25 protein-coding genes and 1 pseudogene are annotated in these 24,654 nt (G+C 50.3%); 23 read left to right on the top strand and 3 right to left on the bottom strand.

From position 1 onward, the window contains the following. Positions 1-95: 95 nt before the first annotated feature. From OGY01_RS19465 to OGY01_RS19410, 12 genes are all read left to right on the top strand, one after another. Positions 96-914: a DUF932 domain-containing protein gene (locus OGY01_RS19465; RefSeq protein ID WP_045405091.1), complete on the top strand. Its 819-nt coding sequence runs from the start codon at positions 96-98 to the stop codon at positions 912-914. After that, the gene (locus tag OGY01_RS19460) at positions 914-1,138 is read left to right on the top strand and encodes a hypothetical protein (protein WP_045405093.1); all 225 of its coding nucleotides are present in this window, start codon (positions 914-916) and stop codon (positions 1,136-1,138) included. The genes OGY01_RS19465 and OGY01_RS19460 overlap by 1 nt, the downstream gene beginning before the upstream one ends. Before the next feature lie 124 nt (positions 1,139-1,262). Continuing rightward, positions 1,263-1,742: an antirestriction protein gene (locus OGY01_RS19455; protein WP_080461205.1), complete on the top strand. Its 480-nt coding sequence runs from the start codon at positions 1,263-1,265 to the stop codon at positions 1,740-1,742. Positions 1,743-1,752: 10 nt separating this feature from the next. Next, positions 1,753-2,232, top strand: a complete 480-nt coding sequence (radC, locus tag OGY01_RS19450) for a RadC family protein (protein WP_045405095.1) — start codon at positions 1,753-1,755, stop codon at positions 2,230-2,232. Between the two features lie 11 nt (positions 2,233-2,243). Continuing rightward, positions 2,244-2,465 carry a DUF987 domain-containing protein gene (locus OGY01_RS19445; protein WP_045405097.1) on the top strand — a complete coding sequence of 74 codons (222 nt, stop codon included), beginning with the start codon at positions 2,244-2,246 and terminating at the stop codon, positions 2,463-2,465. A 9-nt stretch (positions 2,466-2,474) separates the two neighbouring features. Further along, positions 2,475-3,119 carry a DUF8835 domain-containing pootine gene (locus OGY01_RS19440; protein ID WP_045405098.1) on the top strand — a complete coding sequence of 215 codons (645 nt, stop codon included), beginning with the start codon at positions 2,475-2,477 and terminating at the stop codon, positions 3,117-3,119. 50 nt (positions 3,120-3,169) lie between these two features. Then, positions 3,170-3,529 (top strand): type IV toxin-antitoxin system YeeU family antitoxin, encoded by a 360-nt coding sequence (locus tag OGY01_RS19435; RefSeq protein ID WP_045405099.1) that lies wholly within the window; start codon positions 3,170-3,172, stop codon positions 3,527-3,529. 62 nt (positions 3,530-3,591) lie between these two features. After that, positions 3,592-3,969, top strand: coding sequence for a TA system toxin CbtA family protein (locus OGY01_RS19430; RefSeq protein ID WP_045405101.1), 378 nt, complete (start codon positions 3,592-3,594; stop codon positions 3,967-3,969). Further along, the gene (locus tag OGY01_RS19425; protein ID WP_045405103.1) at positions 3,966-4,457 is read left to right on the top strand and encodes a DUF5983 family protein; all 492 of its coding nucleotides are present in this window, start codon (positions 3,966-3,968) and stop codon (positions 4,455-4,457) included. Before OGY01_RS19430 ends, OGY01_RS19425 begins: the two co-directional genes overlap by 4 nt. Positions 4,458-4,486: 29 nt before the next feature. Next, on the top strand, positions 4,487-4,690 hold the full coding sequence (locus OGY01_RS19420) for a DUF957 domain-containing protein (RefSeq protein WP_023312607.1): 204 nt from the start codon (positions 4,487-4,489) through the stop codon (positions 4,688-4,690). Positions 4,691-4,760: 70 nt separating this feature from the next. Beyond that, positions 4,761-5,606 (top strand): DUF4942 domain-containing protein, encoded by an 846-nt coding sequence (locus OGY01_RS19415; protein ID WP_045405106.1) that lies wholly within the window; start codon positions 4,761-4,763, stop codon positions 5,604-5,606. A 143-nt stretch (positions 5,607-5,749) separates the two neighbouring features. After that, a complete protein-coding gene (locus tag OGY01_RS19410; RefSeq protein ID WP_047359029.1) occupies positions 5,750-6,547 on the top strand; it encodes a helix-turn-helix transcriptional regulator in 798 nt (265 codons plus the stop codon). 128 nt (positions 6,548-6,675) lie between these two features. Here the strand turns inward: OGY01_RS19410 and OGY01_RS19405 are convergent, their stop codons facing one another. Next, the gene (locus OGY01_RS19405) at positions 6,676-7,548 is read right to left on the bottom strand and encodes a phosphorothioated DNA-binding restriction endonuclease (RefSeq protein WP_284096645.1); all 873 of its coding nucleotides are present in this window, start codon (positions 7,546-7,548) and stop codon (positions 6,676-6,678) included. A gap of 140 nt (positions 7,549-7,688) precedes the next feature. Here OGY01_RS19405 and OGY01_RS19400 point away from each other — a divergent pair. The 4 genes and pseudogenes from OGY01_RS19400 (at position 7,689) to pdxY (ending at position 12,929) form a co-directional block, all read left to right on the top strand. After that, positions 7,689-8,313, top strand: a pseudogene (locus OGY01_RS19400) (HNH endonuclease). A gap of 922 nt (positions 8,314-9,235) precedes the next feature. Next, positions 9,236-10,606, top strand: coding sequence for a tyrosine phenol-lyase (locus OGY01_RS19395; protein ID WP_045439318.1), 1,371 nt, complete (start codon positions 9,236-9,238; stop codon positions 10,604-10,606). Between the two features lie 188 nt (positions 10,607-10,794). Further along, positions 10,795-12,060: an aromatic amino acid transporter gene (locus OGY01_RS19390; RefSeq protein WP_045439321.1), complete on the top strand. Its 1,266-nt coding sequence runs from the start codon at positions 10,795-10,797 to the stop codon at positions 12,058-12,060. A gap of 11 nt (positions 12,061-12,071) precedes the next feature. Further along, positions 12,072-12,929, top strand: coding sequence for a pyridoxal kinase PdxY (gene pdxY / locus OGY01_RS19385; protein WP_045439325.1), 858 nt, complete (start codon positions 12,072-12,074; stop codon positions 12,927-12,929). Positions 12,930-13,387: 458 nt separating this feature from the next. On the opposite strand, the gene OGY01_RS19380 is transcribed toward pdxY, so the two are convergent. Then, positions 13,388-14,941: an L-lactate permease gene (locus OGY01_RS19380; RefSeq protein WP_286493544.1), complete on the bottom strand. Its 1,554-nt coding sequence runs from the start codon at positions 14,939-14,941 to the stop codon at positions 13,388-13,390. 581 nt (positions 14,942-15,522) lie between these two features. On the opposite strand from OGY01_RS19380, the gene OGY01_RS19375 reads away from it, so the two are divergent. From OGY01_RS19375 to OGY01_RS19365, 3 genes are read left to right on the top strand one after another with little or no spacing between them, the layout of a single operon-like run. Continuing rightward, complete coding sequence (locus OGY01_RS19375; protein WP_045439330.1) at positions 15,523-16,242, top strand: (Fe-S)-binding protein; 720 nt, start codon at positions 15,523-15,525, stop codon at positions 16,240-16,242. A 10-nt stretch (positions 16,243-16,252) separates the two neighbouring features. Continuing rightward, entirely contained in the window at positions 16,253-17,680 is a 1,428-nt protein-coding gene (locus tag OGY01_RS19370) for a LutB/LldF family L-lactate oxidation iron-sulfur protein (RefSeq protein ID WP_048222173.1), read from the top strand. Further along, a complete protein-coding gene (locus OGY01_RS19365) occupies positions 17,673-18,368 on the top strand; it encodes a LutC/YkgG family protein (RefSeq protein WP_045439336.1) in 696 nt (231 codons plus the stop codon). The genes OGY01_RS19370 and OGY01_RS19365 overlap by 8 nt, the downstream gene beginning before the upstream one ends. Before the next feature lie 52 nt (positions 18,369-18,420). Here the strand turns inward: OGY01_RS19365 and gntP are convergent, their stop codons facing one another. Continuing rightward, complete coding sequence (gntP, locus tag OGY01_RS19360; protein ID WP_038636883.1) at positions 18,421-19,764, bottom strand: gluconate permease GntP; 1,344 nt, start codon at positions 19,762-19,764, stop codon at positions 18,421-18,423. Positions 19,765-20,025: 261 nt separating this feature from the next. On the opposite strand from gntP, the gene uxuA reads away from it, so the two are divergent. The 4 genes from uxuA to OGY01_RS19340 all read left to right on the top strand — a co-directional run bounded on the left by uxuA (position 20,026) and on the right by OGY01_RS19340 (position 24,529). Continuing rightward, positions 20,026-21,210: a mannonate dehydratase gene (uxuA, locus tag OGY01_RS19355; RefSeq protein WP_286493542.1), complete on the top strand. Its 1,185-nt coding sequence runs from the start codon at positions 20,026-20,028 to the stop codon at positions 21,208-21,210. A gap of 83 nt (positions 21,211-21,293) precedes the next feature. Next, on the top strand, positions 21,294-22,769 hold the full coding sequence (locus OGY01_RS19350; protein ID WP_286493541.1) for a fructuronate reductase: 1,476 nt from the start codon (positions 21,294-21,296) through the stop codon (positions 22,767-22,769). Positions 22,770-22,900: 131 nt separating this feature from the next. Beyond that, on the top strand, positions 22,901-23,674 hold the full coding sequence (gene uxuR, locus OGY01_RS19345; RefSeq protein WP_045439346.1) for a Uxu operon transcriptional regulator: 774 nt from the start codon (positions 22,901-22,903) through the stop codon (positions 23,672-23,674). Positions 23,675-24,325: 651 nt separating this feature from the next. Then, positions 24,326-24,529 (top strand): hypothetical protein, encoded by a 204-nt coding sequence (locus tag OGY01_RS19340; RefSeq protein WP_045439348.1) that lies wholly within the window; start codon positions 24,326-24,328, stop codon positions 24,527-24,529. Positions 24,530-24,654: the final 125 nt, after the last annotated feature.

Here is a 24,654-nt window from a genome sequence, read left to right as displayed (position 1 = left end):
CGTTCTTTATCACAACCGCCACCCCCTGCATCAGGCCATGTTCTTCGGAGCATGGTCTTTTGCTTTTATGCCGTTAGCCACAAGGAGTTTTCATTATGCGATTAGCCAGCCGCTTTGGCCGAACCAACCAGATACGCCGTGATCGTCCACTAACCCACGACGAATTACACCAGCATGTTCCCAGCGTTTTTGGCGAAGACAAGCACGAATCCCGCTCGGAGCGCTACTGCTATATCCCGACTATCACTCTGCTGGAGAATCTTCATCGCGAAGGATTTGAGCCTTTCTTTGCCTGTCAGACTAAAGTGCGTGATCAGAGCAAGCGTGAGCATACGAAGCACATGCTCCGTCTGCGCCGTGCCGGGCAGATAAACGGTCAGCAGGTGCCGGAAATCATCATTCTTAATTCGCACGATGGCGCATCCAGCTTTCAGTTATTACCAGGGATCTTCAGAAGTGTTTGTACAAACTCGCTCGTCTGCGGTCAGTCGTTTGGCGAGATCCGCGTACCGCATCGCGGTGATGTCGTTGAAAAAGTGATTGAAGGCGCTTACGAAGTCCTCGGCGTGTTTGACCGGGTGGAGGAGAAACGCGAGGCCATGCAGTCACTGCTGGTGCCGCCACCCGCTCAGCAGGCGTTTGCGAAAGCAGCGCTGGCCTACCGTTTTGGCGAAGAGCATCAGCCCATCACCGAATCCCAGGTACTGACGCCACGTCGCTGGCAGGACGAAAAAAGTGATTTGTGGACGACTTTCAATACGCTTCAGGAAAATTTGAGTAAGGGAGGCTTAAATGGCCGCTCCGCACAGGGTAAACGCAGCCGTACACGCGCGGTTAACGGTATCGACGGCGATATCAAGCTGAACCGCGCGCTGTGGGTGATGGCCGAAGAATTACAACAGGCACTGAGCTGATGCAGCACGTTCCTGCGAATGCTTATCAGCAGTCTGGCCCGTCTCTCTGCAAAACCAGCCCGGCTGCCGTTCTGTATCCGACGATGACCTCTGCGCCTGGTGCAGGCATCTCTGCTACCGGCCTGGTGAACTTAGCCTTTGTCAGCAGGCTGATGCGAATGGTATCTGGCCCTCACGGTGCGATATCGATGGCTATGCACAATCCTGCCCACGGCAACTCCTGACCACATCACCTGCTGAACTTACCTGCCGGTAACACGGCACGCCTGTTACGCCAAAAATCACACGACTTACACGTTCCCGCTCAGCGGGAGTGCGCTTATGACCTCTACAAAAGGAACAACTGACATGACCGACATTATCAACCTTAACGATAACAACCTGTTACACCAGAAATCTGCCGATGAAGTCTCCGCACTGGCCGCCACGCTCGTACCGGACGAACAGCGTGTTGGCTTCTGGCCACTGCACTTCGGCAACATACCACAGTGGATAATCCTTGAACCGACAGCCTTCGCCTGGATGGACCGCTTCTGCGCCAGCTACAGTGGCGGCATCTGGCAGTTTTACACGCTGAGCAACGGCGGTGCTTTTATGGCCCCGGAAGCGAATGAGGATATCGATGAAAAATGGACGCTGTTCAATCCGATGAACGGCAACGGTGGTGAACTCAGCGCCGAAGCCGCCGGAATAGCCGTCTGTCTGATGACTTACAGCCACCACGCCATGCGCACCGAATGCGACACCATGACGGAGCACTATTACCGTCTGCGGGACTACGCGCTCAACCACGCAGAATGCAGCGCCATCATGCATATCATCGACTGAGGACCCCACAATGGAAACACAGTTACCGCTGTTTGCCGCCAAATTACCGGCATCCGCACAGCACACCATCCGTGAGGCTCTAACCCTGCTGGAGCGTCAGTTACGTGAACCCGGTGCGTCATTTACCTCCAGCCACGCCGTCCGGGACTGGTTACGCCTGCAGCTTGCCACGCAGGAGCGTGAAGAATTTATTGCGCTCTTCTTGGATAACCAGCACCGGCTGATTGCGCATGAAACCCTCTTCACCGGCACCATCAACCATACGCAGGTCCATCCACGGGAAGTAGTGAAGGCTGCACTGAAACATAACGCTGCTGCCATGCTCGTTGCACACAGCCACCCTTCAGGGCACGCAGAGCCCAGCGAGGCAGACAGACGGATCACAGAACGTCTTAAGCAGGCGCTGGATTTGGTGGACATCCGTCTTCTGGATCACCTGGTTGTTGGCGGGATGGAGATCGTCTCGCTAGCTGAACGCGGCTGGCTGTAAGGGGACCTGTGATGAAAATTATCAGCAAGCGTCAGGCCATGGCGATTTATCGTCAGCATCCGCAATCCCGGTTGTTTCGCTTCTGTACCGGCAAATACGCATGGTCCGGCAGTATCTGCCACTACGCAGGGCGGGAGGTACAGGATGTCAGCGGTGTGCTGGCGGTCTTCGCGGAGCGCCGTCATGACCGTCACGGTCCGTATGTCGTCCTGCGCAGTGTTACGCTGAACTGAGGAAAACAGATGAGCAGAATTATCTCCACCACAGTTTATACGCTGGATGAACTATCTGAATCCGCCTGGGAGAACGCCCGTAGCTGGTATCGTGAACATGCGCTGAATGATGACGGGTATCAGAACGTGTTTGACGAGTTCCGCGACATCTGCAACATCCTGGGCGTGGATATTAAGCTGTACCGAGTTCCTCACCTGTCAGGCGGCAATCGTCAGCAGCCCTGCATCTGGTTCAGCGGTTTTTGCCATCAGGGAAGCGGCGCTGTTTTTGAGGGAGATTATGCTTACCAGCCGCAGACGGTATGCCGGATCAGGGAACACTTTCCTGAAGACACTGACCTTCACCGGATAGCCGATTCACTGCAGGCTATCCAGTTGCACAACAGCGGCGAGCTTTGCGCCACGATCCGTCATCACGGCCAGCATATCCATGAATCCTGCATGGCAATCGCGGTCGAACGCCACAACCTGTCCGGGCTGGGGATGTCCGAAGGCAGTGAAGCGACTGCCACCGAAGCCCTTCGGGATCTGGCCCGCTGGCTATGCGGTTGGCTGGAAAGCGATTACGAATGGCAGACTTCTGATGTCGTAACAGACCAGTCCATCATCGCCGGTGAATATACCTTCACCAGATCCGGCCAGCGCTTCGGCTGACCTCATAATTTTTAAGCATTCCTTAATCCATTTTTTAGTGAGGCTTAACCATGCCAGACATCAACACCACCCAAAATGACAATATGGATGCACCGAGCTGGGGCCTGCATCGCGATATCACACCGTGTTTTGGCGCACGACTGGTGCAGGAAGGCAACTGCCTGCATTACCTGGCTGACCGCGCCAGCATCACCGGTCAATTCAGCGAGGCGGATTTGCGCCATCTGGATCAGGTTTTTCCGCTGATGCTCAAACAGCTTGAGTTGATGTTGGTATCCGGTGAGCTCAACCCACGCCACCAGCACTGCGTCACGTTGTATTACAATGGTCTCATCTGCGAAGCGGACACACTGGGCAGTTGTGGTTATATCTACCTCGCGATTTATCCGGGGGAACCGCCAGCAGCGTAATCACCAGACCTGCAACAGCATCCGGCACCACCTTCCTCGTTTCACCTCAGAAAGAGAACATCATGCAAACCCAATCTATACACCCTGTACGGGCGACGGCGTCACGCCCATCTCCTGTCGATATCTGGCAAACCCTGTTGACGTACCTCCTGGAGCAACATTACGGGCTCACACTTAACGACACCCCGTTTGGCAACGACAGGGTGATCCAGGAGCATATTGAGGCTGGTATCTCACTGTGCGATGGCGTCAATTTTATCGTCGAAAAGTACGAACTGGTCCGTATCGATCGTCACGGTTTCAGCACAGAAACACAGTCACCGCTTATTGGCAGCATCGATATCCTTCGTGCACGAAAAGCGACCGGGCTGATGACCCGCAACGATTACAAAGTGGTCACCGACATCACCACCGGCAAATACAGCGGGGGGACACGATGAAACTCTCCCTCACAGTGGAAGCTGATACTGTCAGCGTCCTGGCCCTCAACATGGGCCGGATCTCCGTGGATATCGATGGTATTGAACTGGCCGATCTGATCGATGTGGTCTGTGATAATGGCTATTCGCTTCGCATTGCAGACGAGCCCGGAAAACTGCTGATTGAAGATCCGCTTCCTGCCAGCGCCCGCTACCATGGCATTCAGTGCAGCACGGCGCATATCACCTGCGATGACAACGATCTACTGTATCGGCTCTCGCAACAACGGGAAGCTCACGAGGATGCGGAGTGGATTTGCTATACCGGATCAGGCTATCTCATCCGTCTGAATGCGTGGGCTTTTCCGGTTCTGCAACTGAAACGATGCGGACTGTCGAAAGCCGGTCGCCGGTTGATTATCACTCTGATGCGTCGCTACCCATTGAGCATCATTAACCTCGATGCCTTTGGTGAACTGCTACCAGGCTTTGATATCTTTGACTGGTAAATCTTCTCTTCATTATCACAGGCAACCCCATGTTGACACTCACTACCGAAGCGGCGCTGGATATTCTGATCGACTGGCTGCAGGACAATATCGACTGTGAATCCACGCTAATTTTCGATAACGACGAAGACAGAACCGATTCCGCCACGCTATTACCCTGCATCCAGCAGGCAAGGAACGATGTCCGGGATCTCTGCCATCTTCAGCTCCTGCACAACGTCAATAAACCGTAGCCTCTCATCAAACAGCATAAACGCCAGCCCTGACCCGGCTGGCGTTTTGCGTTTATATAAAGGAAAGCAAATGTCCGAACAATACACCCACACTGAATCCGATGTTCTGACAGGCCATACCGAGCTTATCAGCTCCACCAGCATTGAACGTATCGTTGTCGGGCGCAATGCCGCACTGGAACAAATCAAAGCGATTATCCATCAGCTCGCTGATATCTCTGCGCTAACCGAGAGTATTGGGGGTAAAACAGCCATTGACTGGGCAATGCGTCAGGAATTTCGCCGTGGTTGCTGGTTACTTGAGAAAGAACACACCGCCATGAAAGTGATCACCTGCAATCTCGACCGTAGCATCTGGCGCGATTTGATGAAGAAATCCGGCATGATTGCGCTGATGGATGCCGCCGCTCGCGACGAATGGAATCGTAATCTTGAGCAGGATGATATCCCCGCCATCAGCGAAGAGAACATTATCAGTACCTTTAAGCAACTGCACCACAGCAAAGACGATGTGTTTGAGCGTGGGATCATCAACGTATTTAAGAGCCTGAGCTGGGATTACAAGTCGAACTCACCGTGCCGGTTTGGCAAAAAGATTATCGTCGATGGACTGGTGAATTATGGCCGTTGGGGATTTAGATTACTTCACGGGAAACGACGGGCTCAGTTGGCGGATCTGGATCGCATGCTGAATCTGCTCGATGGTAAACCTGTTCCCGAAAACCGTCATGATCTTAGCATCAGATTAGATGATCACATAAGCAAGCAACACAGTAACGTATACGAAGATGAGTACGTGTCGATACGCTACTTCCAGAAGGGCTCAGGGCACATTACTTTCAAACGCCCTGATTTGGTTGAGAAGATGAATGACATTGTTGCCAGGCATTATCCGGGGATGCTGGCTGCTAAGTAAGTGTAAAAGGTCTTCTCTTTTGGGTGAGGGCTTTTTAAATCTTCCACACTTATGACAAGTTTCTATCTGAAAACACATATATGTGTTTTTACGCGTTTTTATGTTTTAGTGTCAGCCATCAACCTCATGAGAAGAGCGATGCCATGTTACAGAACAACATCAAACAGCTTCGTACCCAATTGTCGATCACTCAGCGCGAACTGGCGTTTATGGTCGGCACCAGCCAGCAGCAAATCCAGCGCATCGAAACCGGGAAGGTTGCAGCAAAGTTGGGCCTTGCTCAGGCAATATGCAATGCCCTGGATAAACCTCTAAACGTCGTGTTCCCGGAAAGCGATCGGTTGATAGACGACTTCCGTAAGAAGCGTCGTAAAACCGATGAAGATCTTGAGGTAATAGCTACAAGTGGCATTGAAATGGATAGCGGTCTCTGGACCGTAAAACTTTGGCTACAGGGGCTGCAGGATTATTTATTGTTGCCCATTTCTGCTGCTGATAAGCGGAGGTTTTATTATTATTTTCAGGAAACAGCTAGCCCGAATGTAGAGCGGTTCTTTGTCTTTGACTCGGACCAGTATCGTTATGCGTTAAATATGCGTGAAGTGGTATTTCACCAGTTCTTGTCTGATAGTCTACCGCCAATCGTTGCTAAAGAAGATGATGATTACGAAGACGATTATTTTAATGTCCATATCACCTTGGTGAACGGTGGCCCTGTGATTCCGCTGAGCGTTGAGCCTGATGTGCCGCAAAATGAAGAGGCGCATGATATCGGTCAGTTGAATGCGTTCTTTGACAAACTGGACTGTGAGCCTGAAACCACAGATCGTTATATGTTAACCGACGAAGATGGAGAAGATGCTTTTATCCGTATTGGTTCTATTGCCATGGTACGAGTCGTACTTGACGCGCTGGAGCCTGTGGAAGAAGATGAAGAGTAGTTTTTAGCTAGCTGTATTCACAGGGAATCTCGTTGAGTATACATGTGAGTATACATCGTGATTCATTGTTTTTATAAAGTTACTTATTTCAATTGGTTATGGATTAAATCGCGGTGCGGCCTTCGCACTCACCCCCGAAACACCTCCTTCCTGTGCCACTCCAAAAAACCTTCTTTTGGGTAGTTTTCGCGCACCATCGGTAGTGCTATCGGCTTAGCGTCGAAATCCCAGAACAGTCTGCCCACCATGCCGCTGCCATTCACTGCGGGTGACACCTGAACCCGCATACTTTCATCCAGCCCAATCGAACCTTTATCAAAGGCTTTATGATGAATTGCGCACAGCGCCAGGCCGTTTGAAATCTCGCACGGGCCGCCGTGCTGTTTCCATTTGATATGGGCGGCTTCAAGCGCAACTGAAGTGCTATCGTGGCGCATATTGAAGCCACAAATGGCGCATTCATAGTTATAAGCGCGCAGAACTTGCTGGCGGAACAACGGGTCCCGCTGTTTGCGGATTTGCAGGATATCAAATCCCAGTTCATCCGCGATCTCTTCCTGAATGCTTTCGGTGAAGTGTGCCTCAAGAATTTGTTGTGCCAGGGTGTTGATGAGGTTTTTGCTCTTTTTCAGCAGGGAAAAATGTTGTTCATCAAAGCCTCCGGCAACGTTGTGTGCCACCAATTCTCCGGCAGGGGGCTGTTTGTTGCTACCGGATGTTGAGCATTGCTCGGCATTTTGTAGCTCCCAGAATCCATCTCCCTGTAAGCGCCAGAAGGGCATATCCGGGCGGTACTGCGCGCGCTGTGGTCCAAATCGCTCCAGTAGGCTATGCAACGGGTCGCGAACTTCCGAACCGAAGTCAAACAGGCGGCCGTGGCCCTGCTGATAACCCGCCAGCACATGAAGCAGCAGCAGAGGCTTGTGCGGCGCACGCTGCTCGCCTTTACGCCAGATGGTGATGTCGGCAACTGCCTGTTGCAGGGTTTTACTGGAAGTCATTGATTTCATTATCAGGTAAATAATTGCGATGATGCTCGCAAAATATCACCTGATCAAGAGGAGTGAGGCCGATACACTATCGACGTCACTTTATCGCTTGCCGTTATTTCAGAAAGCCTTTGGTTAAAGGAACCTGACCCATGAATGAACTCCCTGACACGCTGCCGTGCGAGTACATTATCAAGGCCATTCACACCTATGACGCGGGCTTTTCGCACCGTTTCAAATTACGAGCTGGAATTTCAGGGGCGTCGCTATCCATCAAAAGCCATTGCCGGAATTGCAGCGACGCTTTTGACGGGCAAAGCGTTTACCCCTCAGGATTTCTCCGGCGGTATTAGTTCGAAATGCGTCAGATTATTGACTGAGCAAGGTTTTTATATTGTTCAGGATAAAAATCGTGCTGCGGCGGTGAGTGACACGATCTTCCCTGAAGAACTCGAGGCGCAAACTGAATATATAGAGGGGGCAGCGACTCAGGTGACCGTGAATCGCTATGAGTGCGACCGCAATGCCCGACAGGTGGCGCTTCGCCATCACGGCTGTCAGTGCAAAGTGTGTAGCATCGATATGTCAAAGGTCTACGGCAAGATTGCTGAAGGGTTTATCCATGTTCATCACCAGGTACCCTAATCGGCAATAAAAGAAAACTACCGCTTTGTTCCCATCAATGACCTGATCCCCGTGTGTCCAAACTGTCATGCCATGCTGCACCGTCGCATGCCGCCGTATACCCCAGAAGAACTGAAAAATATGCTGTGCTAAAGGCTCAATAAAGGCGCCCGCTGGCGCTTTTACCAGCTCATCCCCTTTTAACGCTTCCCCGCAATCACTCCTATAAACCCCGCACTTGCTTTTTTTTATGCACCGACAACTTTTCCACTGCGCGCATTCAGACGTTTCGGGTTTGAGTCCGCAGATGGTCAACACGATGCAACCTTCTATTATCCGCATCTTCGCATCGCCCTAATAAAAACACCTGTAAATTACTTCAGTGAAAAGGATAAAATCCAGGTGAAAATAAGATCTAATAAGAGTCATTAACTCGTTATTAAGAATAAGAGAAAACCCTTCCCATCCCAATAAATATGCGGATATACGGTATTGTTCATCCGATAACTCCATCTCCATTTGCCTGCCCAAGCAGAATCACGTTCCAGAAAACAACACCTATCTGCATCAGGTATAAAATGAGATCTAAATCACTGAAGTAAATAGCAAACTATGAAACTACAGTGTTTTGTACACTTTGCTTTACACTTTTAGTGATGTGAATCACAATTATAATCCCGTGAAGTGATCCGACTCTCACAAAACGGGGTGTACTCATTCGCCAATACATTATGAGAACAGCCTGGAAAGTTAAGTTTTCAGTATTTCCCCTCTTCGACGACATCTGATGGCAAACTGCAAATCAAAAGGCAAAAAAAAACTTGTTGAATATGAATGGGTAAAAAAAATATATGTGATTTTCATCACTCATATTTACAGCTTTTTAAATTATTGCCAGTGATTAATGTTGACCTGACTATTTCCATAATCAATCAAATCTTGCATAGTGCCTCCACATTATTTCTCCCCCTGAATCAGGAGGCGAATAGTTATATTTCATCAGATTCTGTTGATGAGCCAGGTATGCTTTACTTCACATTAATACGTACATGACCACTGTTACTGGAGAAACAAAATGAATTATCCGGCAGAACCCTTCCGTATTAAAAGCGTTGAAACTGTATCTATGATCCCGCGTGATGAGCGCCTTAAAAAAATGCAGGAAGCGGGTTACAATACATTCCTGTTAAATTCAAAAGATATTTATATTGACCTGCTGACTGACAGTGGCACCAACGCAATGAGCGACAAGCAGTGGGCCGGAATGATGATGGGTGATGAAGCATACGCGGGCAGCGAAAACTTCTATCATCTGGAAAGAACGGTGCAGGAACTTTTTGGCTTTAAACATATTGTTCCTACTCACCAGGGCCGCGGCGCGGAAAACCTGTTATCGCAACTGGCAATTAAGCCGGGGCAGTATGTTGCCGGTAATATGTATTTCACCACCACTCGTTATCACCAGGAAAAAAATGGAGCGGTGTTTGTTGATATCGTTCGTGACGAAGCGCACGATGCCGGTCTTAATATTGCTTTTAAAGGTGATATCGATCTTAAAAAATTACAAAAACTGATTGACGAAAAAGGCGCAGAGAATATTGCCTATATCTGTCTGGCGGTAACGGTTAACCTCGCGGGCGGGCAGCCGGTCTCAATGGCCAATATGCGTGCGGTGCGTGAACTGACTCAGACACATGGCATTAAAGTGTTCTACGACGCAACCCGCTGTGTAGAAAATGCCTACTTTATCAAAGAGCAAGAGCAGGGCTTTGAGAACAAGAGCATCGCAGAAATCGTGCATGAGATGTTCAGCTATGCCGACGGTTGTACCATGAGTGGTAAAAAAGACTGTCTGGTGAACATCGGCGGCTTCCTGTGCATGAACGATGACGAAATGTTCTCTTCTGCCAAAGAGTTAGTCGTGGTTTATGAAGGAATGCCATCCTACGGTGGTCTGGCCGGACGCGACATGGAAGCGATGGCGATTGGCCTGCGTGAAGCCATGCAGTATGAGTATATTGAGCATCGCGTGAAGCAGGTTCGCTACCTGGGTGACAAACTGAAAGCAGCCGGTGTACCGATTGTTGAACCAGTGGGCGGCCATGCGGTATTCCTTGATGCGCGTCGCTTCTGTGAGCATCTGACGCAGGACGAATTCCCGGCACAAAGCCTTGCCGCAAGCATCTATGTAGAGACCGGGGTGCGTAGTATGGAACGCGGTATTATCTCTGCGGGCCGTAATAATGTGACTGGTGAACACCACAGACCGAAACTGGAAACAGTACGCCTGACTATTCCGCGCCGTGTTTATACTTACGCGCATATGGATGTGGTAGCTGACGGCATCATTAAACTTTACCAGCATAAAGAAGATATTCGCGGGCTGAAGTTTATTTATGAGCCGAAGCAGCTTCGCTTCTTTACTGCACGTTTTGATTATATCTAAATCTTTTTCTGGCCCCATCTTTTGATGGGGCTTTTTTGTATTCATTTTCCATGAACAGGAAGCCTTTGCGGTGCCCGTTACCGTGACAGACATAAAAAAAGCAAACCCTGACTCCAACATTTTTATTATCCGCATGATGTACAAATGACAGCTGTAATTATAACTAATAGTCTACAGGAACATTTATCATGGATATTAACGCCATTGAGCGACAAAGTAGTACCCCCGGACTGATTAGCGGAACCATGTTGGTTATCGCGACCGTAGTGGGTGGTGGGATGTTTTCTCTGCCGATTGCGATGGCAGGCGTGTGGTTCCCCGGTGCCTCTGTTATTCTTCTTTTTATTGCCATCATGATGTTATTAACCGGGTTGATGCTGGTAGAAGTTAATCTACATTATGGCGCTGGTGCCAGTTTCAATACATTTACTCAGGATTTATTAGGCCGCAAGTGGAATATCGTGGTGGGTATCGCTTTTGGCTTTGTACTCTATATTCTGACCTATGCCTATATCTCCGGGTCATCGGCAGTGATGGCGCAAACCGTATTTAAATATAGTGGCGTGCGATTTCCGGCGAATATATCGGTGGTGATCGTCAGTATGTTAGTTGGCGCAATCGCATGGTACAGCTCATTGCTGGTCGGGCGGATCACTACCGTGTTGATTATCGGTAAATTTGTGGCGTTCTTTGCCACTTTCTCCGGACTGGTCGGCCATATCGAAGTGGCGAAGCTCATCGATAGCGTAGCGGTGGCAATACCGGGCTCGCAGTACATTCCTTATATTCTGATGACGCTGCCATTCTGCATTATTTCGTTTGGTTTCCATGGCAACGTGCCGAGCCTGGTTAAGCTGTATGGAACAGGAGGGGTTCGCAATATTACGCGCTCCATCATCATTGGAACGCTATTTGCTCTGCTACTGTATATTTTCTGGCTGGGTGTAACGATGGGCAATATCAGCCGCGCTGAGTTCCCGCCGATTATTGCCAAAGGTGGAAATATTGATGTGTTTGTCGAGGCTATCAGCGGATTGTTTACCAGCCGCTATATGGATCTGATCCTGACATTCTTCGGCAACTTTGCCGTAGCTAGCTCCCTGCTGGCGGCGACGCTCGGCCTGTTTGATTATATCGCGGATCTGTTTCACTTCCCGGATAACGGCGTCGGTCGTCTGAAAACCGCGCTGGTGACCTATTTCCCGCCAGCGGCTGTTTGCTTCTTCTTTCCGAATGGTTTTGTACACGCGATTGGCTACGCCGGTCTGGCCTTCACCATCTGGAGCGTGATCCTGCCACCTTTCCTGGTGAAGGCTGCACGTAAACGTTTTCCGACTGCCAGCTATACCGCGCCCTGCAATAACACGGTGCTCAACCTTGTGATTGTTTGCGGGGGAATTGTTTATCTGACGGTTGTTCTGGACGTATTTGGTCTGCTGCCAACGTTTCGTTAGACGGAGTGAAAATGAAAAACGTGTTGTCTGTTCAGTCGTCAGTCGTTTACGGCTATGCCGGCAATAAAGCCGCGGTGTTGCCAATGCAGCTCTCCGGCATTGATGTCTGGCCGTTTTACACCGTGCAATTTTCTAACCATACCCAGTACGGGATGTGGCAGGGGATGGCAATGCCGCACGGTGAATTGAGTGCGATCATCAGCGGACTGGATGACCTGCAAAAGCTCGCGCAGTGCGATGCCGTGCTGTCTGGTTATCTCGGCGATAAAAGGCATTGCGAAGAGGTGAAGCACGCGGTGACGACCATCCGCCAGCGCAATCCGCAGGCGCTCTATTTTTGCGATCCGGTAATGGGTGACCCGCAAAAAGGCTGCATTGTGGCCCAGGGTGTCGAGTCCTTTTTTGTTGATGACGCCATTCAACTGGCCGACATAATGGGACCGAATCTCTATGAGCTGGGTGTGCTGACGGGCAGACAACTACGCAGCTTTGACGAGGTGGTTGCAGCGGCGCAGCAACTGGTGGCGTGGGGCGTGAAGAAGGTTCTGGTGAAGCATCTCGGTGATTGCTCGTGCGACAAACAGGCGTTTGAAATGTTGCTGGTCACACCGGAACAGACATTACATATAGCCAGACCGCTGTATACCTTTGCCAAAATGCCCGTCGGCGTTGGGGATCTGATATGCAGCGTCATGCTGGCCTCGTTGCTCAACGGTTTTGAGGATAAAGAGGCGCTGGAGCGAACCACCAGTATTGTGGATTCGGTGATGCATCTGACCAAAGAGCGTGGCTCGTATGAACTGCGGCTGATAGAAGCACGTTATCAGATAATGGATCCACAGGTTCGTTATCGGGCGACGGTGCTATAGCGCATCGCGAGCGCCGAAGGGAGGCTCTATGTTTCTGACATTGCTCAGGTTTCAGCATCCGCTGGTCTACCGTTTTGCGTGGCTGCGGATGCGGGTAGTGGTGTTAAGAAAATGCGGGCTGCGCAAGAAGAAAACAGGGAGAAAGACTCAGGCCTGTCGTTGACAGGCCTGCCTGGCTTTACACCCGGAAGTAGCGTGGTGGAATCAACGCAGAGAAGGCGTCGAACTTCTTCACCATCTTTTTCCAGAACAACATAACAACTATCCTCAATTTGAAACATCGGCGCTATTTTAGTCAGCGCCAACAAATCGTAAAGCCAGCCGCTTCGTTCTTATCGCGAAGGCGGTGTAAACCTTTTGGTTCACTGGGCGGTCAGGTTGATGAACAACAAACCGCCAGACCCTCGATGGGGTTGACAAGAGGATAGATTGTGAACAACGCCAGCCTTCAACAGAATTCAGGCCATAAACCAGTAATAAAAGAGGCCGACCTTTAATCCCAGGATCACAATGTAGGCACAGCAGTATTTCATCGTGCCGGACATTATCTGGTTAGCCTGTCCTTCCATTTTGGTCGCGGAAACCGCGATGGCGATGCTTTGCGGCGAAATCATTTTCCCGCCGGTTGCACCGGAAGTATTGGCCGCAGCCAGCCAGTTAGGATCAATATTCAGTTTACTGGCAGCAATGGTTTGCAATTTGCCAAACAGAATATTCGAGTTGGTGTCGCTGCCGGTGACAAATGTTCCCAGTGCGCCAATCACCGGTGCAATAAAGACATAAGAGCTGCCGGTCAGATCGACAATGGACTGGGCAAGTGTGGAGATAATACCGCTGAGATCCATCACCGTTGCCAGCGCGACGATCGCCATAATGGCGATGATGGAGTTCCTGAGCTGGAACACGGTTTTGCCAAAGACTTCCAGCATACCGCGAGCGGATGCCCCCTGAATAAAACCACCAATAATGGTCGCAAAGATGATCAGCATTCCGGGTGTCGTGATCCATTCGATTTTTAGCGCCAGAGATTTACCGTCAGCCAGCGTGAAATGCAGTACTGAAGCCAGTTGAGAAGCCGCCGATTTTACCGCCGGGAATAATGGAGAGCACAGCAGAATAAAGATAAAAATCAACATGTAGATTGAACCGACCCGAAACAGCACCTTTGCTGAGCGCGGAGTCGTTTCACGGGTATGGCTGACCTCAATACGCCACTCGGGATCTGTTTTCCCGTTACGCAATCGACCCGCGATGGCGACGGCGAAAAGACTGACCAGACTGCCGGCAAAAGCGGGTAATTCTGCGCCAAGATGTATCGCGACAAAATATTGTGGGATAAGCGTAGTGATGCCGCATATCAGAGTGATAAGGAATACGCCGCGGAGGGCTTTCAGGCCACCGCCAATAATGCAGACAATGACAAACGGCAGCAGGATATTAAACAGGGCTAACTGCAGAATAATCGTCCCGCCTAAAGTATAAACCGACAGGTTAACCTGTTCAGCGAGGATAGAGACCGGAATACCGACCGCACCGAAAGCCGTCGGTACGGTGTTCGCCACGAGAGAGGCAATGGCTGCTTTCAGCGGATTGAATCCCAGTGCGATGAGAATGCCGATAGGGATTGCGACCGCCGTGCCGTAACCTGCCGCAGCTTCAAGAAATCCCCCAAAGCACCACGAAATAAGCAGTACCTGAATTCGCTTATCTTCGCTGATGCTGGCGAGAATATCGCGGAGAATATCCAGCGCTTTTGTTGCCTGCATCACGTTATAACTGAATATGGCCCCGAGGATCACAATCACTATCGGCCATAATCCCTTCAGTGCGCCATAGCCTATCGCGGCTTTCAGATTCTGTACTGGCATCGCCCAGAATATCGCTGATAGCGCGGCGGTGAATACCAGAGAGATCAACACAGAATAATGGATGGGCATTTTCAATTTCAGTATTAAAAATACCATTAGCAGTAAAGGAGATAGTGCCAGGGCAAACATAAAATATTCGTTCATTATTATTCCTGCTTGGTTCATTAAACCTGATTTATATTTATGGCGGAAAGGCTACATTGGCGTATAAATAAAGTATGCAAACTGAATCGCTTCAGTGAATAAAGTAATTATGATTAATAGTTTTGTAACTATTGTAATCTTTTAATTAAAGGCTGCTGCCAGATAAATACACTTAAGAGTAAGGCAAATACCTATAAGTAGTTATTTAATAACCTTTTTAATAATGATAATGACGAGATTAGTCATCACCTGAAACTGTTTTTAAGGTTTTAATAACGCTATGGTTTCCAATATAAAAATGTGAGCAAGGCCGAAAGAAATAAACATGGGTATTGCATATGCTTGTTGATTAGAGGATTATTTGGTTTTGTCATACAAATGAAAATACAGACGTTTGCGATTGTCCTGATATAAGAAGCGGAGAGTCGCCACCAACGGAAAACGATCCGGGCATCACTATGAACTCAGTCATTAGTAAAACCAAAAAAACCGAAAAACTGGGCGTGATACACGGCTGAACCTTTGCTTGATATAGCGATATCAAGCGCAATAAATAGAAATGAAGCAATGGAGTAGTTATTGTGAATGTAAATTTCTTTGTCACCTGTATTGGTGACGCGCTGAAGTCCCGGATGGCACGTGATTCCGTATTGCTGCTGGAAAAACTGGGCTGCCGCGTTAATTTCCCTGAGAAACAAGGGTGCTGCGGCCAGCCAGCCATCAACAGTGGTTATATCAAAGAAGCGATTCCGGGGATGAAAAACCTGATCGCCGCGATGGAAGATAATGATGACCCGATAATCTCTCCGGCAGGCTCTTGTACTTACGCGGTGAAAAGCTATCCGGCGTATCTGGTCGATGAGCCTGAATGGGCGCTGCGTGCGGAAAAGGTTGCTGCGCGCATGCAGGATCTCACCTCCTTTATCGTTAACAAGTTGGGGGTAGTTGATGTGGGGGCCAGTTTGCAAGGGAAGGCGGTTTATCATCCGTCCTGCAGCCTGACTCGCAAGCTGGGCGTGAAGGAAGAACCGCTTACGCTACTGAAAAATGTGCGTGGTCTGGAGCTGTTGACGTTTGCCGATCAGGATACCTGCTGCGGCTTTGGCGGTACTTTCTCGGTCAAAATGGCCGAAATATCGGGCGAGATGGTGAAAGAGAAAGTCGTCCACATGATGGATGCCCGTCCGGAATATTTGATTGGTGCTGATGTCAGTTGTTTGCTGAACATCGGTGGCCGTCTGCAGCGAGAAGGCCAGCCGGTCAAAGTGATGCATATTGCTGAAGTGCTGATGAGCCGCTGAGGAGAAAAGTATGTCGATAAAAACCAGCGATGTAGAGTTCAAGATGCGCATTCGTCAGCAAATCGAAGATCCGATTATGCGCAAAGCTGTGGCCAATGCGCAGGAGCGTATCGGTGCGAATCGCCAAAAAATGGTCGACGAATTAGGGCACTGGGAAGCGTGGCGCGACCGGGCCAGCCAGATCCGTGACCATGTTCTGAGTAATCTCGATGCTTATCTGTATCAACTCTCCGAGAAAGTGACCGAAAATGGCGGCCACGTCTATTTCGCGAAGACCAAAGAAGAGGCCACCCGCTACATTTTGCAGGTCGCGCAGAGTAAAAATGCGCGCAAAGTGGTGAAGTCAAAGTCGATGGTGACTGAAGAAATCGGTATCAACCATGTGTTGCAGGATGCCGGAATCCAGGTGATCGAAACCGATCTGGGTGAATATATTCTCCAGTTGGATCAGGATCCTCCTTCGCATGTGGTGGTTCCGGCTATCCATAAAGATCGGTATCAGATCCGCCGCGTGCTAAACGAACGCCTGGGCTACGACGGCCCGGAAACGCCCGAAGCAATGACTTTATTTATCCGTCAGAAGATCCGCGAAGATTTTCTCAGTGCCGAAATCGGGATCACCGGGTGTAATTTCGCCGTGGCGGAGACCGGCTCTGTTTGCCTTGTCACCAACGAAGGTAATGCGCGGATGTGTACCACATTGCCGAAAACGCACATTGCGGTGATGGGAATGGAGCGTATTGCACCGACGTTTGCTGATGTTGATGTGCTCATCACCATGCTGGCGCGTAGTGCTGTTGGCGCACGTCTGACAGGCTACAATACCTGGCTTACCGGTCCGCGTGAGGCGGATAACGTTGACGGGCCGGAAGAGTTTCACCTGGTCATTGTGGATAACGGGCGCTCGCAGGTGCTTGGTTCTGAGTTTCGTGACGTGCTGCGCTGTATACGCTGCGGGGCCTGTATGAACACCTGTCCGGCATATCGCCATATTGGTGGGCACGGGTATGGCTCTATCTATCCAGGTCCTATTGGTGCGGTGATTTCTCCGTTGCTCGGCGGTTATAAGGATTTTAAAGATCTGCCTTATGCCTGTTCATTATGCACGGCTTGCGACAGCGTATGTCCGGTGCATATCCCTCTTTCTAAACTGATTCTGCGTCATCGCAGAGTGATGGCGGAGCAGGGCATTACCCCTAAAGCGGAGCGGCGGGCGATCAAAATGTTTGCGTATGCTAATAGCCATCCAGGGTTGTGGAAAGTCGGGATGATGGCGGGAGCCCATGCGGCGAGCTGGTTTATTAATGGCGGAAAAACACCGCTTAAGGTGGGAGCCATTAACGACTGGATGGAGTCACGCGATCTTCCTGGTGCTGACGGAGAGAGTTTCCGTAGCTGGTTTAGAAAACATCAGGCGGAGGATAAAAAGAATGGATAACCGTACCGCGTTTTTAAACACTATCGCCGGAGCGTTGGGTCGGCAGGTGCGATTTGTACCGGAACCAGATGCGGCACCGGTTAACAACTATGCGAACGAGAGACTGACTGAACTCAACCAGCAGCAGCGTTGTGATGCCTTTATCCAGTTCGCTACTGATGTCATGTTGGCACGCTGCGAACTGACCAGTGAAGCGCAGGCGGCAGACGCGGCATTACGTCTGTGTGAAGAACTTGGTCAGCAATCGGTGGTGCTTAGCGGCGACAGTCGGCTGGCAGTTCTGGGGATCAGCGAGCGCCTGCAACAGGAATGTAACGCCGTGGTCTGGGACCCGGCCCGTGGCGAGGAGAATATTACCCAGGCCGAGCAGGCGAAAGTCGGGGTGGTGTATGCCGAGTATGGCTTAACGGAGTCGGGCGGTGTGGTCCTCTTTTCTGCACCCGAGCGCGGACGCTCATTAAGCCTGCTGCCGGAGTCTTCTATTTTTGTCCTGCGCAAAAGCACCATCCTGCCGCGCGTGGCGCAGCTGGCAGAAATTCTGCATCAGAAAGCGCTGGCCGGTGAGCGTATGCCGTCGTGCATTAACATCATCAGTGGGCCGAGTTCAACGGCGGATATTGAGCTGATTAAGGTGGTTGGGGTGCATGGTCCGGTGAAGGCGGTGTATCTGATTATTGAGGATTGTTGAGATTTTTGTTGATGAACGCTCTGGCACTGAAGGCCAGAGCGGAATGACAATATTATGCAATCATACTGATGATCAATACGATAATCAGGCCGACCACTGAGTTAACCAGCTCCAGTAAACCCCAGGTCTTCAGCGTGTCCTTCACTGACAGGTCAAAGTAACCTTTGAACAGCCAGAATGAGGCATCGTTGATATGGGTCAGGGTGTTGGAGCCCGCCGCCGTTGCCAGTACCAGTAATGCCGGATCGACGCCCACTAACTGACCCGTTGCGGGATCGAGGATCGCTGCGCTGATAATCCCCGCGGCGGTCATTGCTGACACGACGCCCTGGCCGGTTGCCAGACGGATAAGTACGGTGATGAGCCACGCCATGATGTACGGTGAAATGTTGCCGTGTGACATCAGCATGCCAATCGTATCACCGATACCGGTATCGATAATGGTCTGCTTCAGTACGCCGCCCGCACCGATAATCAGGATCACCATCGCGATGCTTTTCACCGCATTTTCAAAGGCGTTCATTACCCACTGCATGTCATGGCCACGCGCGGTACCGAACAGCACAAAGGCGACAATCATAGCGATGAACATCGCAATCGGAGAAGAACCTAAGAAGTTCACCACTTCCCAGGCCTGAGTCCCTTTAACCAGCCAGATATTGGCGATGGTAGTGGAGATCATAATGATCGCCGGGATCAGCGGCACCAGAATCGACACGCCGAATGACGGCAAATTATTCTGGTCAACCGGCACATCGGCTTTCATAAATGAAGGCGTCGGGCGATCAAGATTACCGAGGAACTTCGGCAGGATCAGCCCCGCACAGATCACGCTTGGGATCGTCACCAGAATACCGTAGATATAAACCATGCCCATATCGGCGCCATAGGCGTTGACCAGCGCTACCGGTCCCGGCTGAGGTGGAAACAGCGAGTGCGCGGTGGTTGCGGCGGCGACGGCAGGGATAGCCAGTTTCAGGAACGGGATCTTCGCTTCGGCGGCAATGACGATCACCAGCGGAGCCAGCATAATAAAGGCCACTTCATAGAACATTGCCAGGCCGAAGATCAGGCCAATAATGATCACCGATAGCTGTACATAGCGCAGACCGAGGCGCGCCAGCAGCGTATGGGCAATCTGATGTGCCGCCCCGGAGTCGACCATCAACTTGCCGATAACCGCACCAAACACCACGATAATCGCCAGTTCCCCCAGCGTACTGCCAAAGCCGGACTTCATGGTGTGCAGCAGTTCCATTAAATCCATGCCCGCCAGCATACCGACGGAGAGCGCCGCCAATAGCAAGGCGACCATTGAGTTTATTTTGAATCTTAAATTGAGAACCAGCATCAGACCGATGCCGAATACTACCCACAGAATATTGAGAACGTGCATAAAACGTCTGCCTTCTTTGGTTGAACCATTATGATTTTGGTTGAGATGTTATATAAATTGGTTAACCATTGATGCGATGAATGTCACATTGCGTTACAGATTTGCACTGCTGATGTGGTTTTGGGTTTTGTCATCACTGGCAAACATCGCCATTATTGTGATTTGGTTAACCAATACACCCATTCAGGTTGACATGTCATACCAAAAGGAGGAATTTATGTGCCATATTGTCGAGCCCATTAGGTAAATGAGGAATAGAGCATGGAACAGACATGGCGCTGGTATGGTCCGAACGATCCGGTCACTTTAGCTGATGTACGTCAGGCGGGGGCGACGGGCGTTGTTACTGCTTTGCACCATATCCCGAACGGGGAAGTATGGTCAGTTGATGAGATCCAGAAGCGTAAAGCCATTGTTGAACAGGCGGGTCTGGTGTGGTCAGTCGTGGAGAGCGTGCCAATCCACGAAGATATCAAAACCCGTTCCGGTAACTATCTTCAGTGGATTGCCAATTACCAGCAGTCACTGCGCAATCTGGCACAGTGTGGCATTCGTACTGTGTGCTACAACTTTATGCCTGTTCTCGACTGGACACGTACCGATCTGGAATATGTTCTGCCGGACGGTTCCAAAGCGTTGCGTTTTGATCAGATTGAATTTGCCGCATTTGAGCTGCATATCCTCAAACGTCCAGGCGCAGAAGCCGACTACAGCGCTGAAGAAATCGCCCAGGCGAATCAACGTTTCACGACCATGAGTGATGAAGATAAGGCCCGTCTGACCCGCAATATCATCGCCGGCCTGCCGGGCGCGGAAGAAGGGTATACCCTCGATCAGTTCCGCCAGCACCTTGAGCGTTATAAAGATATTGATAAAGCCGCGCTACGTGAGAATTTCGCCGTCTTCCTGAAGGCGATTATCCCGGTCGCGGAAGAAGTGGGCGTACGCATGGCGGTACATCCGGACGATCCGCCGCGCCCAATCCTCGGCCTGCCGCGTATTGTTTCCACCGTGGAAGATATGCAATGGATGGTCGATACGGTCAGCAGCATGGCCAACGGTTTCACCATGTGTACCGGCTCTTACGGTGTTCGCGCAGACAACGATCTGGTCGATATGATCAAGCAGTTTGGTCCGCGTATTTACTTCACCCATCTTCGGTCGACACTGCGTGAAGACAACCCGAAAACCTTCCATGAAGCGGCGCATCTCAATGGTGATGTCGACATGTACGAAGTAGTGAAGGCAATCGTGGAAGAAGAGCATCGCCGTAAGGCCCAGGGCCAGGAGGATTTGATCCCGATGCGCCCGGATCATGGTCACCTGATGCTCGACGATCTGAAAAAGAAAACCAACCCTGGCTATTCCGCGATTGGGCGCCTGAAAGGGCTGGCGGAAGTCCGTGGCGTTGAAATGGCTATTCAGCGCGCTTTTTTTAGCCGCTAAACCAGACCGGCAGGGCGACGTGCCGTGCCGGCTTTGTTCTTTTCTCTTCCCGTCGGCATTTCCGATGGGTTATGGAGTTCGCGATGACTACGACAATTGCTAACAGCAACCTGCCGGTTGCACGCCCGGCGTGGGATCATTCTCGTCTGCAATCCCGTATTGTTCACCTGGGATGCGGTGCTTTTCACCGTGCGCATCAGGCGTTGTATACGCACCATTTACTGGAACAAACAGACAGCGACTGGGGCATCTGTGAAGTGAACCTGATGCCGGGTAATGACCGTGTGCTGATCGAAAATCTGAAAAAGCAGCAGCTTCTGTATACCGTGGCGGAGAAAGGGGCTGACGACACCGTGCTGAAAGTCATCGGCTCGATGAAAGAAGCGTTACACCCGGATCTTGATGGTTGTGACGGTATTCTGCAGGCTATGGCGCGACCGCAGACGGCGATTGTCTCTCTGACGGTAACCGAAAAAGGCTACTGCACGGATGCTGCCAGCGGTCAGTTAGATCTCAATAATCCACTGATCCAACATGATCTGGCAAACCCGGCGGCACCGAAATCAGCTATTGGCTACATTGTGCAGGCGCTGCATCTGCGCCGTGAGCAGGGACTGGCGGCCTTTACCGTGATGTCCTGCGACAACGTACGTGAAAACGGTCATGTGGCAAAAGTCGCGGTGCTGGGGCTGGCACAAGCGCGCGATCCGGAGCTGGCGAAATGGATTGAAACTCACGCTACCTTCCCGTGCACTATGGTGGATCGTATCGTTCCGGCGGCGACCCCTGAGATGTTACAGGAAGTCGCTGATCAACTGGGCGTGTATGATCCGTGTGCTATCGCCTGTGAGCCGTTCCGCCAGTGGGTGATTGAAGATAATTTTGTTAATGGTCGTCCTGACTGGGATAAAGTCGGTGCGCAGTTTGTTGCCGACGTGGTGCCATTTGAAATGATGAAGCTGCGCATGCTTAACGGCAGCCACTCTTTCCTTGCCTATCTGGGCTACCTCGGTGGGTATGAAACCATCGCGGATACCATGACTAATCCGGCATACCGCAAAGCAGCCTTTGCACTGATGATGCAGGAGCAGGCTCCGACGCTCTCTATGCCGGAAGGCACCGATCTTAAAGCCTATGCGACGCTGCTGATTGAGCGCTTCAGTAATCCTTCCCTGCGCCACCGTACATGGCAGATTGCGATGGACGGCAGCCAGAAACTGCCGCAGCGCTTGCTGGATCCAGTACGTCTGCATTTGCAGAACGGCAGCGACTGGCGACACCTGGCGCTCGGTGTGGCGGGCTGGATGCGTTACACCTTGGGTGTGGATGAGCAGGGGCAGGCAATTGACGTTGTCGACCCATTACTGGCGGAATATCAGCGGATCAACCAGCAATATCAGGGATCCGAACGTGTTACGGCTCTGCTGGGATTGAGCGGGATTTTTGGTCACGATTTAGCGGAAAAGGCCGACTTTGTCGATGCGATTATCGCGAGCTATCAACAGCTGTGTGAGCAGGGCGCGCGTGAGTGCGTTGCGGCGTTAAGCGCTGACGCATAACTTCCCCACGATGACGGGTCAATCAAAAGTCTATTTGGTTGACCCGTTTCCTGTTTTTGGCTCTCCACAAATGCTATAGTTCGATACCGAATCACCGGATCTGAATAAACGTATCTGACGGGCATAACATTATGAAATCGAACACTTCTCAGCAAAGGCCCTACCAGGAAGTGGGCGCAATGATCCGCGATCTTATTGTACAGACGCCGTACAACCCTGGTGAGCGCCTGCCGCCGGAGCGTGAAATTGCCGAGATGCTCAATGTCACCCGAACGGTGGTACGCGAAGCGTTAATCATGCTGGAAATTAAAGGGCTGGTGGACGTGCGGCGTGGAGCCGGGATCTATGTGCTTGATAACGCAGACGCTCATGCAATGGATAACACCGATGTGAACCATTGTAACGATGCCGGTCCTTTTGAGCTGTTACAGGCTCGTCAGCTACTTGAAAGCAATATTGCTGAATTTGCTGCTCTGCAGGCTACCCGCGAAGATATCGTCAAAATGCGCCAGGCGTTGCAACTGGAAGAGCGAGAACTGGCTTCCAGCGAACCGAACGGTACAGAAAGCGGTGATATGCAGTTCCATCTCGCCATTGCTGAGGCGACGCATAACAGTATGTTGGTGGAACTGTTTCGCCAGTCCTGGCAGTGGCGTGAGAACAACCCAATGTGGATCCAGCTACACAGCCATCTCGACGATACGCATTACCGCAAAGAATGGCTGGGTGACCATAAGCAGATCCTGGCGGCGTTGATCAAAAAGGACGCCCGTGCGGCCAAGCTGGCGATGTGGCAGCATCTGGAAAACGTCAAACAGCGTCTGCTGGAGTTTTCTAATGTCGATGATATCGACTTTGATGGCTATCTGTTTGAATCCTGGCCACTGGATAAAGTTAACGCCTGATTTCTCCCGCTGAGTACAACGCGGACTGTTTCAGTCCGCGCTTCACTTTGTTCTGTTGTATTACGATACATTCCCCCATTTTCGCACGTTAAATTCGGCGTAATAAATTGTTTCCATCCTGCCGGATGGTGATTTTCTTGCGCCGTGAGAGCAGAGTAAAAATTGATTTGTATCAATTAAAAATGACTTATTTTTAAAGGCGAAAGAATGCCTTCGTTACCTTAAATTTACCTTTCCGTGCTTATTTTTAGACAAAGCTGACCAATGTTAAGTGAGAATTAAAGTGATTTGCGCAGAAGTTTGAGGCGATTAATCTTGCCTAACATCGCATAAAAAAAGGCGTTTTATGCGAATGTAGACATTAATAACGCTATGTAACCTATTGGCCGGAATGATGTTTTGATTACGTATCGTGATTATCATTTCCAGTACCCAATTTTTTAGTCAGGTGAATAAGAAACAATATACGTAAAGCAATCATTACATATTATTCTATAATAAAGTTATCTTTCATTTGAAATGATGTTCCATTTTTTGGCTGTTTATTAACAGTTTTATTACTATTGTGAGGATATTTTTGCCATTGACATGTTTTTACACTGGCTGCATATTTCATCGCCATAAGCGTGTTATTGCGTTCAGGAGTTGACTATGCCCTCTCGAGATTATCCCGATATTCGAAAAGCAAGGGGTACCCGATCTAAAGATATGGTTCTTTTAAGTGCTCGTGTCGATACCTCTCTGTGGGAATATGTTCGAACGCTGGCATTTGAAACACGAAAAAGTAAACAGGATATTATTGCTGAGGCATTAATGTTACATCGTTCTATTAATCAGAGTGAACCCCAGGAATAAAAATAGTCATTCTCTGTCTGGATTTTATTTAAAATCCTGAAAATGAATTATGTCTTGCCACTTCATTATTACCTTTATTGGTATGTTATTGATTTTTCCCCTTACTTGATAGGGGACTTTTTTAT

Origin of the sequence: Citrobacter sp. Cm038, assembly GCF_030333105.1 — a bacterium.
GTDB classification, from domain to species: Bacteria; Pseudomonadota; Gammaproteobacteria; order Enterobacterales; family Enterobacteriaceae; genus Citrobacter; species Citrobacter murliniae.
This window is presented reverse-complemented; position numbering and strand designations above follow the sequence as displayed.